Below are 14,508 nucleotides of genomic sequence, written 5' to 3'. Positions count from 1 at the left end.
CCTTTGTACTTGCTTAACGAAAAAATTTTATTTTTCTTTAGCGGATTTTTATTACTCACTCGTCTATTAATTATAATAATCAAAAATGGATAAAAAACTTTATCAATATTTTTCCGGGGAATTAACGGCGGATGAACGACTGGAATTGATTCATCGCATTGAAAACGACGGTCAGTTAAAAGCTGAATTTATTCGGTTACAGAACTTGACTGCAGTTTCACAACTTTCATCCCGTCCTACAGATCGAAATGAAGGAAAAAGTCATTTCAAGGCATTTACCAATCAAATCGAACGGAATATCCGAAGAAAGTTTTTTATCAGTTTTGCAAAATATGCTGCCATAGCACTTATTCTTATCACCGCAACCGTTTGGACTACACTGCATTTATCGGATATAGTAATAGATTCAACTATGAATACACTATATGTTCCGGCCGGGCAACGTGCCCAAATAACTTTGCAGGACGGGACAGAAGTCTGGCTGAATGCGCAATCGACATTGGTATATCCATCTCATTTCTCTAAAAAAAGTCGTACTGTAGAAATAACGGGAGAGGCATTCTTCGATGTGGCTCAAGAGAAGAAGAGACCGTTCATTGTCTCTACACAACATATCAACATGGAAGTACTGGGAACACAATTCAATGTCTATAGCTACCCCGATGCGGGTTACATCCAGACAGCGTTGGTGGAAGGTTCTTTGAGGATTTGTGAAAAACAGAATGGAAAAAACGCCATTTTATTAGCACCGAACGAACAAATGACTCTCAAAGAGAGTAAAATGAGCATCACACCTATTTCAAATCCGGACCACCTGCTCTGGAGAAAAGGCATTTATTCTTTCGACAATGAACGGCTCATTGATATCATCAAAAAACTTGAATTGTATTACGATGTCACGATAAAAGTAGAAGATCCTGAAATATTTAATGTCAGGTATACCGGTAAATTCCGCCAACGCGACGGCATCGATGAAATCCTACATCTTATACAAAAAATTCAACCATTTAAAATAGAAAGAGACAGAGACAATAATATCATTACGTTAACAAAATAGAATGTTTTCGTTAGGTCAAATAGGAACAGCCAACTTGTGCTATAATACCATAGCGAGAAAAGGTCTGATTAAATTAAACATTTTCATTAACCCACTTAAAACAGTATTGCCTATGAAGGATGACTTTCCAAAGTAAAAGCGACAGGTGCGCCAACACCTATCGCTCAATCAAAGTAAACACAGAAGTAACAAATTTAAGTATTCACTTTAAACTTACAAATGTATGAAAATAAACATTTCATCAGATCACTTTTTAATAAAAAAAAGTGATTGTAAAGATTTATTTAAAATCATGAAAATCTGCTTACTATTTCTATTTGCCTTCACTTTCCAATTGACGGCGCTTAATACCAATGCACAGGATGCGGTAATTGAACTAAAGTCAAACTTTGTCACTATTGGGCAGTTAATCAACGAAATTGAGAGACAAACTGATTATCTGGTTATTTACAGCAACCGGGAAGTAGATACTAACCGGAAAGTAAATTTCCAACAAAACTCGGATAAAGTATCGTCTTATCTAAACACTGCTTTCTCAAACACCGATATCGGTTATAATTTTGAGAATGATTATATTGTACTTTCAAAGAAAGCATACCAAAATACAATAGCCATAACACGGCTAATTGAAACGGTCCAGCAGCAAGGCAGAACCATAACGGGTAAAGTAACCGACGAAAACGGAGAGCCGGTTATCGGGGCAACTATCGTTGTTCAAGGTGATATAGCTAAAGGAACAGTAACAGACATTGAGGGTAGATTTACAATCTCTAACGTTCACGAGAATGCCATCTTAGATATTTCTTTTATGGGCATGATACCTCAAAGTATTCCATTAAGCGGAAGAACTACAATCAATATAACCCTGATAGAAGATATAGAAATATTAGACGAGGTTGTTGTTGTGGGATATGGAACGCAACGAAGAGCTAATCTGACAGGGGCAATTTCATCCGTAAGTACAGAGAAGATACAAACTACAACCCATTCAAGTCTTGCACAAAAACTGCAAGGAAAAGTATCCGGCCTAAATATTAGACAAAATTCCGGACAACCGGGACAGTTTGATAATAATATACAAATTCGCGGCTTTGGAGATCCATTATATGTTATTGATGGTATCATAAGGAATGATGCAGGAGCGTTTCAAAAATTAAATCCTGAAGATATTGAAAGTATAAGTGTACTAAAGGATGCTTCTGCAGCTATTTATGGTATTGGAGCTGCAAACGGGGTAATAATTGTTACAACAAATCAAGGAGCCAAAGGCAAAACAACGTTTAATTATTCAATGGTTACAGGGCTTTCCACTATTACCGATCGTGCCAGACAGGCAACGGCTGCGGAGTATACAATGATGTTAAACGAAGCAGCACTCTATTCTAACCCAGGTAGAATTTCTTCACCTGCTTTTGAACGAGAAGAGTTGCAAAAATGGCAGGAAGGAACCCTGCCGGGTTATGAAGGTACTGACTGGTGGAAATTAACAATGAAGGATTTCTCAACTCAAACTCAACATAATCTATCAGCTAGTGGAGGAAATGAGAATATTACCTATTATATAGGATTGGAATATGTTAAAGATAATGGAATGTTACAAAGCGGTGATCTGGGCTATGACCGTGCTAATTTGAGAAGTAATGTTACTGCCGACCTTACAAATAATCTTCGGGTGCGGGTTAATATTGCAGGTTTGTATGATAAAGCATATCAACCAGGAGAAAGTTTTCAGCAGATTGCTAGAAATACAATTGTAACCCTGCCCACGGAATATCCATACGCGAATAACAATCCGTTATATCCTGCCACCACCAACCTTGGAGTTACTCCATTGGCAGCATCGCAAAGAGAATTAACAGGTTTCAATGAGAACGAAAATAGAAATTTACAATCAAGTTTTGAGTTGAAATACACTGTTCCTTTTCTTAAAAATTTAGTTATAACAGGTCTGGGATCGTATGATCAAGGAACTTACTTAAATAAAAATCTTTATAAAGCATTTTATACGTATACGTATGATATAGAAACGGATACTTATAATCCTATCTTTCGCAGACCCGATCAGAATCTTTATAACCAGTCTACTGTTAATAACACATATATGCTGCGTATCGGCGCAGATTATAACATAGTAATTGGGGCGGATCATGATGTCAAATTAATGCTGGTTGCTGAACAGTACAAAGGTTGGCATCGTGGGCTGGAAGGCAGAAGATACTATGGAGATTTTTTTACAAACGATCAGCTTCGTTTTGCGAATGAAGCCAACCAAACGACCAATGGGTGGGAGGATCAAAATGCAAGGATAAGTTACATTGGAAGATTAAATTATGCTTTTGCTCAAAAGTATCTGATTGATTTCGCATTTAACTACAACGGCTCTTATCGTTACCATCCAGATAATCGATTTGGTTTCTTCCCGGTTGTCTCCGGCGCATGGAGAATATCTGAGGAAGAATTTTTAAAAAACAATGGGAGCGTTATTTCAAATTTAAAATTGCGTGCCTCCTATGGTGTATTGGGAACAGATGCGGGAAATCCTTTTCAATACTTGCCCGGTTTTACATTTGGGGGCACCAGTTTTTGGGAATTTACAAACGGAACCCAGTTAAATGGACTTCAATCTCCCGCGCTTACGAATAACTTATTATCGTGGTTGACTAATGAAACTGCTGATATAGGTTTTGATCTGAGCTTGTGGAATGGAAAACTAGATGTGACTTTTGATGTATACAACAGGGAACAAAAGGGTCTATTAGCTACACGAGCAGCATCTTTACCAAATACATTTGGAACAACCCTTCCGCAGGAAAACCTGAATAGCAATCGTCAAACTGGTTTTGATCTGGAACTTGGACACAGAAACAACATCAACGGATTTAACTATGAAATCCGTGGGAACATGAACTGGGCCCGGACGATGATACGGCATAGAGAACGGGGCCCTTTTCAAAGCCAATACGACAGATGGTTAAGTAATGATGCACCGGACAGATGGACAAACTATGTTCGCGGATATCAAACGGACGGTCAATTTACAAGTTTTGAAGAAATAAATAATTCTCCTCTTCAGGAATTTCAATCTATTAGAGAAATACCGGGAGACTACAGATTTAAAGACATAAACAATGATGGGATTATTAATGGTAACGATGCTGTGGTTCCTTATAAATTTGGCACCACTCCGTTATTAAATTTTGGGTTGATGTTTAATCTTAATTGGAAAGGTTTTGATGCAGCCATATTGTTTCAGGGAGCAAGTGGATATACTGTGAGATATACTGAAACGCTTGCCGAGTGGTTTTGGTTTTCAGGTAGCTTGCCTGCATATTTTATGGATAGGTGGCATCAGGCCGATCCATATGATATAAATAGTGAATGGATACCTGGGAAGTGGCCCGCTCCCAGACCTAATGCAACCCAACCTATGCAAAAAAGTGTAGAAAGTGATTTATGGAGAAGAGATGCAACGTATGTCAGATTGAAGAATCTGGAAATCGGATATACTTTTAAACCTGAAGTATTGGAACTAATAAAGGTTCAGCGTCTTCGTGTATATACAAACGCCTTTAATCTTTTAACCTGGACTAAAGATCCGTTAGTGAAAAAATTGGACCCGGAGAAAACTGCAGGCAGTGGTACAGCCACATATGGGCACAACTATCCTTTAACCAGGAATTTTAACATTGGCTTAAATGTAACATTTTAGTGGATTTTTATAATTATTATAAAATTAACAGTCAATAAATATGAGAACTTTAAGATATATAACATCAGCTTTACTTGTAGTAACGCTATTGGTAGCACCCGGCTGCAATGATGTCCTGGACTTGCAACCACAAGATAAAATGCCTCTTGAAAATGTATTCAGTGATCCTAATGGGTTAAAACTATATTTGGCAAATCTATACTACCAGATGCCTGTTGAAGATTTCCGCTACGGAGAAGAGGGCTGGCATTCCAACACCAATGGAGGCAGGAATAGGGCAATGTACACCGATGAAGCGATACATACCGAATGGTTAGGTAATTATGGTGTGGCAAATAGCTCCATGGCTCCTCATTATTGGGTACAAGGTTACCGCTTGATACGGGATGTCCATTTATTATTGGATGCGATACCCACCTTGGACGTTACAGATCAGGCTAAAGATTATATGACGGGAGAAGCTCTTTTCATCCGGGCTTATGCTTATTTTGGGCTAGCTATGCGTTATGGCGGTTTGCCGCTAATAAAAGAAAGCCAGGAATATAATCCCAATGATCTGGAGTCTCTCAAAGTTCCTCGAAGTACCGAGAAGGAAACGTTTGAATTTATATTAGATGAACTGGATGCAGCAACAGAAAAATTACCTGATTCCTGGGGAGAAGAAGAAGGAAGAAGAGCCAGTAAAATGGTTGCACAGGCGCTTAAATCAAGGGTCGGACTTTATGCCGGTTCATTGGCCAAATACTGGTATTTAGCAACTCTTCAGGGAGAAGCAGTTGATAAAAAGTTGGTGGGTATGGTTCCAAGTGATGCAGAAGCATTCTTTGCTGCTTCCATAGCAGCATCAGAAACAGTAATAAATTCAGGTAAATATTCATTGTATGCACCCACACCTGACTCGCCTGAAGAAGCAACTGAAAATTATATTAAAATGTTTCAGGATCCCAATATTGCCCCAATGGAGGCTATATTTATCCGCGGGTTTAATGTTGTAGGAAGAGGTCATAACTATGATTTCTGGTTCAGTCCTGCCCAGGTAAGAGCCGGGGCCCCCTATCCGGGGCGTATGAATCCTCTGGTTGAAATGGTTGATCTTTTTGAGGAATATTCTCTTCCAGGGGAGCCGGCCCCAATTATTACCACTACCGATCCCAATGATGTGGACGATTATAATGGATATAATCCATCAAAAACCTATCTGCATTTTGACGAACCGTTGGATCCTTTCAGAGACAAGGATGCCAGGTTGCACGCTTATACTGTCCTCCCGGGGAGTATGATGAGAGGCGTTAAGATTGTAATACAGGCCGGTTTAATTATGCCGGACGGTACCCCACAGATAAGAACAGGGGTCCCCTCCGAAGGAATAACTGTTAATGGAGTGACATATTGGCCATGGGGAGCACAAAATCCGGATGACTATTCGGGATTTAATTCCAATTCCAGTGTGGCCAGCAGAAATACCAAAACCGGATATTCAATGCGGAAATTTCTTCAGGAAACAGGGACCGCGCAATGGAATGCCGGCACTTCTGATTGGATGGATATAAGGTATGCCGAAGTTTTGTTAAATTATGCAGAAGCTGTTATTGAAAGTGGACTGGGAGATGTTGATAAAGCTACAAAAGCGTTGAATGATATAAGAAGACGTGCCGCCTTTATGGCCCCAGTTCCACTTACACAGGAGAATGTATTCCGTGAGAGGAGGGTCGAACTTCTTTTTGAAAATAAAAGGGATGCAGACATGAAAAGGAGGAGGGAGCACCATGTATATTTTAATAATCGGTTGGCATGGGCAATGCTGCCGGTATTGGATCTTAGCGTAAGCCCGCCCAAGTACATTTTTGTAAGAGATCTCTTTCATGCAGCCGTTGAAAGGCCATTTCCAATTAACTGGTATTACTATCCAATCCCAGGTATTGAAGCTAACGGTTTGATTCAAAATCCAACAGGTTAAATGAAACGAGTTTATAAAATTTTCTGAGTAAGTACAGAATACTTAATAGTTTAATTATTTTCAATAGTAGGGGTTTTGAATATCAATAGCTATAGTAGTAAAGATAATGCAAGCTAATTTCAACCTGATACTAACATCATCAAAATTTTATAAAGAAAATGAATTTTAAAATTAAACATTATGAATAGTTGCAAATATATTGTGTTTTTTATCGTACTGGCTTTAGTATATTCTTGTGAAAAAGATAATTATGATGCTCCCAGCGCTGAATTGTTTGGGACCTTTATTGATGCGGAAACCAATGAGCCTGTCCAGAGTGAAATTGTGCAGGGTGCTGTAATTCAGATTATTGAAGAGGGGTGGGTGTCGGGCCAAACAAATATAACACAAACACTTGTTGTTAAGCACGATGGTACGTATCGGAACAGTATGATTTTTCCAGGTGAATATAAGATTAGTGCAGTACAGGGAAATTTTCAACCAATAGCACCTATAGAAAATTTCGAAATCAAAGGAAGTACCAAACTTGATTTCTTGGTAACTCCCTATTTAAGAATCAAAAATGCTTCGATTATTCGAAATGGAAGTATTGTTACAGCTACGTTTAAAGTTGAAAAAACAACCGGTGATAATATTGCCCGTATTGGATTATTTTCACACCCTAATATAGCTGTAGGTGCCAATACAAGTCTTGTAATGTCGCAAAGTACTTCAGATTTAAATTCCGATCCGGACAAAATTCATACCCTTCTGATCGATTTAAATAATCCTAATTTTATAGCCGGAAGGTCGTATTATTTTCGTATAGGAGCTTTAAGTAGCGCATCTGGAGCGAGGTTTAACTACGCGCCCGCCGTTAATATAACCATTTAGTAATTTTTATTAAACGGGGTTGTCTTGGAAAAATTTAGATGAATGTTTTTATGAGGCAGCCTCGTTTAATATATTAGCGCTCAAAAAAATGAAAAATATATTTATATCCTTCTTGATCTTTATTTCGATTATTCCTAATTCAGATGTCTTCTCTCAGAAATTATTTGTAACATCGGGGAAAACTATAATAGAAACAGAAACTACCGAACCATTTTTATGGATTGGAGATACTGCCTGGGAATTATTTAATGCTTTAACCAAAGAAGAAGTGGTTTTCTACCTTGACAACCGGGAAGAGAAAGGCTTTACGGTTATACAGGCAACAATTATGATGGGTGGATTTAATCAAAGGAATGCCTATGGTGATTCCATTTTTTTAAATATGGACCCGGCACGCCCGAATGAAAAATATTTTGAATATGTGGATTTTGTTGTAGATGAAGCAGAAAGGAGGGGGATGTATATGGGGTTACTTCCAACCTGGGCAAATAATGTGGTTGACCGTAATGGGAGAGGTGCTAATTTTAACGTTGAGAATGCTTTCAACTATGGCAAATTCCTTTCCGAAAGATATAAAGATAAACCTGTTATTTGGATATTGGGTGGGGACAGGAATGTACAAACTGACCAGGAGTATCTGATTTGGGAAGCAATGGGCAAAGGCTTGCAATCGGGAGATGGTGGCAAGAATTTGATTTCTTATCATCCCACTGCTCCTATTTCTTCTCATTTTTGGTTTCATAATGAACCTTGGCTTTCATTTAATATTATCCAAAGTGGCCATTTCAAAAAATTTCAAACAGAGATTTATGAATTTGGGATGGTATTTCAACAACTTATCCCCTTAAAACCATGGGTAAATGCCGAACCTGCATATGAAGATATTCCAGTATTGTTTTGGCACTTCAATGATTATTCTCAATTTGGGAAAAAGAAGGAGGATGTAATTGGTGAAGATGGATTAATCAAAGACAAGGATTTTTTCCCGCATGGCTTTTTTGATGATTATGATATTCGGATGGAAGCTTATTGGACCTTCTTCTCGGGCGGGGCAGGCTATACCTATGGGAATAATGCAATCTGGCAAATGTATAAACCGGGAACAAGGTATGCTGTCCCCTGTCTGAACTTCTGGGATGAGGCATTGGATCGTCCGGGTGCTGAGGATATGAGACATGTGAAAAAGCTTTTCACCCGATTTCCCCTGGGAAGTTTTCATGTGGATCAGTCAGTGATCTATGGTACTAATTTTTTAGGTGAGGATAATATCCGTGCAATTGTTGCTAATGATAAGTCTTTTATCTTATTGTACCTGAATAAGGGACAAGAGGTTAGTGTAAACTTAAGTAAACTGGTCCGTTCAGGAACAGCCGCTTGGTTTAATCCGCGTGAAGGAACAATAGATGAAATAGGATTCGTTGAAAATAAAGGAACCCGTTTATTTGATCCACCGGGTGAATTTGGACAACATGGTAACGACTGGATTTTGGTCTTGGAGGCTGATTAAGTTCGATTTCATAAAATGTTGGGTAATTTCAAATATTCGTGCTTTAGAAAATGATTCCAATTCAGCTTCGGGGAAGTGACTAAAACACAATTCTCCTCAGAGGTCTCGTATTTTGATTATGACTAGATTAATATATTTCAGATTGTTTGTCCTGATTTGTATCATTACAAATACGAGTCCGGATTGTTTTGCACGGAATCCTCTCTTCGAGCATGCCAAATCAGATACGGTTAAAATATTCAATATTAAAGATTATGGTGCGGTAGGAAATGGAAAAACAATTGACACAGAGTCTATTAATAAGGCGATTAGCGCCTGTTCAGATAGAGGAGGAGGTACGGTACTGGTGCCGGAAGGGAAATTTGTTACCGGTACTGTTCTCCTAAAAAGCAACGTCACCTTGCATCTTGAAAGGAATTCGATTCTTTTGGGAACAGATGATATTTCTCAATATAAATACTATAATATCAGAAAAAATAATAGTGAACGACCCCTGCATCTTCCTCTGCACAACAATTCTGTATGGTCACGTGCTCTGGTATTACTTGACCAGGTCCGGAATGTAACAATTACAGGATCCGGCAGAATAGATGGAAATACGATTGTTGACAAACAGGGGGAAGAAGGGTGGAGAGGGCCGCATGGTATCCTTATCGGGGAATCCCAAAATATCGAAATATCTGGAATAACGATTTCCAGATCGGGGAATTATAATATTCTGGGGGCCGATATTGAAGAAGTTGAATTAACTAACCTGTTTATTTCAGAAGGTTCAGACGGTATTCATATCCGTGAAGGCAAAAATATACGGATTGAAAACTGTAAAATTTTTACCAGTGACGACGCGATCGCGGGCGGATATTGGGAGAACATGTTAATCACAGGTTGCATTATTAATAGTTCATGTAATGGAATAAGATTGATCTTGCCCGCCACCAACCTGGAAATAATGGATTGTGAAATATTCGGACCCGGTATTTTTGGTCATCGGAGAGGTTCGTTAAACAACCCCTTGGTGACCAACTCCCTTACAGGGATTATTATGCAACCGGGTGCATGGGGCCTTGGGCCCGGAAGTCTTGATAAAATATTTATTCACGATGTTCGGATAAGAGATATGCAGACCGCGTTGACCATTGTATTGAACGAGGGGAATCACGCTGGCAGTATCGATATTGAAAACATCACTGCAACAGGAATATACAGGAATGCCTGTTCGGTTGAGGCATGGGCGGAGGGAAGTAAATTTGAAAATATTAAGATAAAAAATGTCTCGGTAACTTACCATGTTGATGATGAACAGGTTTTAGGTACAACCGGTTTTTTCAGGCCTCGTACCGAATCCAGAGCGCTTCCGTACTGGGGATTTTATGCCCGCAATGTCGATAACATCGTGTTTGAAAACGTTACGTTCGATTACTTGGGTAATAAAGAAATACGTCCCGCGATGGGTTTCGAAAAAGTGAACGAAGTGATACTTGACGATGTAAAATATCGAACTGTTTCCGGAATCGACCCACTCAAACATTCCCAAAATACAACTATCAAAAAATATAGTTTAAAACCAATTAATTAGAATTAATATGAAGGTAGGTATAAGATCTTTAAAAATATTTGTAACAACAATTCTGGTGGGTATTATATATTCCTTTGATATGAAAGAGGAATGGATGCCGTTGTTGGATAAAGAACTATCGGCATGGGAAATGTACTTGAGCTTTAAACACAAAACGGGTTATAACGGACAAGTACCCAGGGATGAAGATGGCAAAGAACTAATGCCGATAGGATATAATAAAAATGCGAATCAGGTCTTTTCAATAATTGAACAGGAAGGATCCCTTGTCCTGCGCATCAGTGGAGAAATATACGGATGTGTTTTTACCAAAAAAGAATTTGAAAACTACCATTTAAAACTGAAAGTGAAATGGGGGACTAAAAAATGGGATCCCCGCTTAAATGAACCAATGGACTCTGGCATATTATACCATTCCCAGGGAGAATGCGGAGTAGATTACTGGAAGTCATGGATGCGGGCACATGAATTTCAAATTATGGAAGGAGGGTTTGGGGATTACTGGTGTATTGCTGCAACTGGTGGCTTGATTAAAATGGGCAACCCTGAAGCCAGGAATGATATGGGAATCTACGATCCAAAAGGCATAGATACCCCAATGGGAGTAGGTGGTTCACGAAGCGGTTTTGTACGGCATAGCAAAGATTATGAAAAGCCCGGTGAGTGGAATACTGTAGAACTAATCTGTTTTGAAGATAAAAGCCTCCACATTGTAAACGGACATGTGGTGATGGCTCTTTCAAAATCTGTGTACCTGGAGGATAATGTTTTTCATCCGCTGGTAAAAGGAAAGATTCAACTACAAAGCGAAGCAGCAGAGGTCTATTATAAAGATATACAAATCAGAAATATTGAATCGTTGCCGGACAATTATACAGATCTGTTTAACAGTAATCAATAATCATATGTGGGAAGATTTATTATGTAATTAATTACGGGAGCAAAAAATAAATGCAATGAAAAATAAAACAATCTTTTTAATACTGGTATTAGCAGTTAATATCATTTTGTTATATGCCTGTAGCCAGCCTGAAACCAATCATTATATCATTTATCCGGCTCCTTTGGAAGAGTCGTTAAGCCAGTACTATAAAGTTTCTGTTGAGGGAGAAAACGTGCCCGTATATAGGGTTAAAGTAGCCCCCAAGGAACAGGAAAGACGATGGAAAGCTATGGATGACAAAAAAAACTCAGCGAAATATTATGAAGAAGCAGCATTTGCATATTTTGATATGAATGATGAGGTTAGTATAACCGTTACAACGGATGAAGAAATTCGTTCAGTGAAAATATTGCCCAGCTCTGCCGGGATCATTACCAATACCGAAGGTAAATCAGTATCTTTTCAGATAAAATCACCCATACATCTCACGATCGAAATGAATGGTGAATGGGTTCGGTCATTACATCTTTTTGCAAATCCCTTCGAAGAAGATGTACCCGATCAGGATGATCCAGATGTTATCTATTTTGGCCCGGGAATTCATAATGTGAGTAATCTGGTAATTGGAGATAACAAAACTGTGTATGTCGCGGGAGGGGCTATTGTACGTGGCATTATCGAGCCGGATGAACCATTCACCATCAGCAGTTATAGTGGATTAAAAAGATATTCCCCTTCTTTTGATCTTCAGGGGCGGAACATCACCTTCCGTGGGCGAGGGATTGTAGATGGCAGCCTTTGTTCTACCCATTCACGTTTTATGATTTTTGTGGAAGGATCTGATATAAATCTTGAAGGTATTATTTTAAGGGATGCCAGCCATTGGACTATCCCTGTGCGGCGGTCGGATAGGATTCATATCGATAATCTAAAACTTCTTGGGTACAGGGCCAATTCAGACGGTATAGATATTTGCAACAGCCGGGATGTTTTGGTGGAAAATTGTTTCATCCGCACACTCGATGATCTTGTCGTTGTAAAGTCAGATAAAGGAGAAGGTGAAACAAAGAATATCGTCACCAGGAAATGTGTGTTATGGAATGAAGTGGCGCATGCTTTGAGTATCGGGGCAGAGATCAGCGAAGATGTCGATAATGTTATTTTTGAGGATTGCGATATTATCCATGATAAAGGTCGGGAATGGTCCTTAAGGATTTTTCAGTCCGACGCTGGACGGGTCAGTAATGTTCGGTTCGAGAATCTTCGTATTGAAGAAACACAACGCTTTATTTCACTATGGATTAATAAATCATTCTGGACACGAGACGAAGAACGTGGCCATATACAAGGAGTTGAATTCAAGAATATCTCAGCTACCGGTAATTTACTAAACATAGAACTGGCAGGATATAACAAAGAACATTTGGTAGAAGACGTGTTATTTCAAAATGTGATGTTTAACAACAAAGCCATAACAATAGAAGATATTCAAACAAATTCCTTTGTGAGAAATATAACTGTTCAACCTTAATTTTAGGCTCACCTATAGAAATATGTATTTGTAAAAGGAAGAAGTATCTTTGTAAAAACATGCTTCAACTAATATCATCTTACGAACACCACCAGTCTTTAGCCCGTTTTATTCTTCCGTAAGAAATTATAGATAACTTTGATATTGTAGGGATTGAAGAAAGATCAGGTGTTCCTCATATCCATTTAGACGAACAATGCATCCCACCTACGGGATATAGGGATATACTGCGGATAAGTTATCTCACAACGGCTTCTTTCCTCCCTTCACTGTTTATGACTTTCTGATTCATGTCCGCAAGGTTGTCCTTCACATCCGACGTCGACGATGGTTGGAAAGGGATACGGGCAAAGACCCTTCCCAGTCATAGAATATGACAGTCGAAGGGATGCGTTACACGGTGGGTTTTGCGGCTTTTTTAAAAGAAGCGTTTAGATACCTTCTGCAAGGGAGATTCCTCCGGTTTGGGAAGTGGAAGACGAATTATATATATTGAAAGAAATGAATCCGACCATAAGGGGGTTGATGGTCTCGGATTTCTCATCGCCGAATTTTCAACATTCAAAACCGTTACCTAACACTTTTGGGTCTGTGTTCCCAAGTGTCTGGTGCAATGAATTTGATGGTGGAAGGCAATGGGTTACAGCGCTTGGGCATAAAAAAGAGGCTTATAGCGGCCCCTTGTTTATCAGCCATATCGTTGGAGGCTTGCAATGGGTTCTTGTTAAAAAATAATTTTTTACAAGAATTTATATATCTTTGTCATTGCTTAAGGGGGTCAGAACGCATTGAAAGGCAAAACAATCCATATACATTCTAATATCCTTCATCTTCTGCGGGAGGGAGATGAAAAGGCCTTCGAATACCTCTTCCATTACTATTACAATCAAATTTATACGTTTGTCCTGAACACCCTTTTCAATAAGATATTTGCCGAGGACATCACCCAATCCGTTTTTATTTCTCTTTGGGAAAAAAGAGAAATGATCGATCCCGAAGCCAATATCGCTTCTCTCCTTTATACCATCGCCCGGAACCACGTGTACAGACAAACCGAACAATTACTACTGAAACATAAATATGAGCAATTCCAACAGGAAAATATACAGGAAAGCACCGATATTGAAGAAGATGTGAATAATCGTTTTCTGGAAGATATCCTTTCGGAGTTTATTGAGAAACTACCTTCCGAACGACGTAGAATCTTTCTGTTGAGCCGGAAGGAAAATCTATCCAACAAAGAAATCGCCTCGCGGTTAAACATTTCCGAAAAAACAGTCGAAACACAAATAAGACGTTCTCTTATTTTTTTAAGGGAAAAAATGAAATACTATCTCAATATTGTCTTATTTTGATTTATTTATACTCCTAAATTTGCTAGCGCCAACAAACTATATTATTAATAAATATTAATA

At 38.8% G+C, this 14,508-nt stretch carries 10 protein-coding genes; all 10 read left to right on the top strand.

Going from position 1 to position 14,508, the window contains the following annotated elements; translation table 11 throughout:
* Positions 1–85: 85 nt before the first annotated feature.
* Positions 86–1,057 (top strand): FecR family protein, encoded by a 972-nt coding sequence (locus U2P89_RS09300; protein ID WP_322191243.1) that lies wholly within the window; start codon positions 86–88, stop codon positions 1,055–1,057.
* Positions 1,058–1,280: 223 nt separating this feature from the next.
* On the top strand, positions 1,281–4,766 hold the full coding sequence (locus U2P89_RS09295; protein ID WP_322191242.1) for a TonB-dependent receptor: 3,486 nt from the start codon (positions 1,281–1,283) through the stop codon (positions 4,764–4,766).
* Positions 4,767–4,806: 40 nt separating this feature from the next.
* Positions 4,807–6,723 (top strand): RagB/SusD family nutrient uptake outer membrane protein, encoded by a 1,917-nt coding sequence (locus U2P89_RS09290; RefSeq protein ID WP_322191241.1) that lies wholly within the window; start codon positions 4,807–4,809, stop codon positions 6,721–6,723.
* Positions 6,724–6,903: 180 nt separating this feature from the next.
* Entirely contained in the window at positions 6,904–7,596 is a 693-nt protein-coding gene (locus U2P89_RS09285) for a DUF3823 domain-containing protein (protein WP_322191240.1), read from the top strand.
* 88 nt (positions 7,597–7,684) lie between these two features.
* The gene (locus U2P89_RS09280; RefSeq protein ID WP_322191239.1) at positions 7,685–9,103 is read left to right on the top strand and encodes a glycoside hydrolase family 140 protein; all 1,419 of its coding nucleotides are present in this window, start codon (positions 7,685–7,687) and stop codon (positions 9,101–9,103) included.
* Positions 9,104–9,221: 118 nt separating this feature from the next.
* On the top strand, positions 9,222–10,679 hold the full coding sequence (locus U2P89_RS09275; protein ID WP_322191238.1) for a glycoside hydrolase family 28 protein: 1,458 nt from the start codon (positions 9,222–9,224) through the stop codon (positions 10,677–10,679).
* A 55-nt stretch (positions 10,680–10,734) separates the two neighbouring features.
* Positions 10,735–11,580: a DUF1080 domain-containing protein gene (locus tag U2P89_RS09270; protein WP_322191237.1), complete on the top strand. Its 846-nt coding sequence runs from the start codon at positions 10,735–10,737 to the stop codon at positions 11,578–11,580.
* A 55-nt stretch (positions 11,581–11,635) separates the two neighbouring features.
* Positions 11,636–13,093, top strand: coding sequence for a glycosyl hydrolase family 28 protein (locus U2P89_RS09265; RefSeq protein WP_322191236.1), 1,458 nt, complete (start codon positions 11,636–11,638; stop codon positions 13,091–13,093).
* 435 nt (positions 13,094–13,528) lie between these two features.
* The gene (locus U2P89_RS15255) at positions 13,529–13,828 is read left to right on the top strand and encodes a ThuA domain-containing protein (protein WP_416188633.1); all 300 of its coding nucleotides are present in this window, start codon (positions 13,529–13,531) and stop codon (positions 13,826–13,828) included.
* 53 nt (positions 13,829–13,881) lie between these two features.
* Entirely contained in the window at positions 13,882–14,448 is a 567-nt protein-coding gene (locus U2P89_RS09260) for an RNA polymerase sigma-70 factor (RefSeq protein ID WP_322191235.1), read from the top strand.
* Positions 14,449–14,508: the final 60 nt, after the last annotated feature.

Source organism: Proteiniphilum sp. (assembly GCF_034331125.1).
Classification (GTDB): Bacteria; Bacteroidota; Bacteroidia; order Bacteroidales; family Dysgonomonadaceae; genus Proteiniphilum; species Proteiniphilum saccharofermentans.
This window is presented reverse-complemented; position numbering and strand designations above follow the sequence as displayed.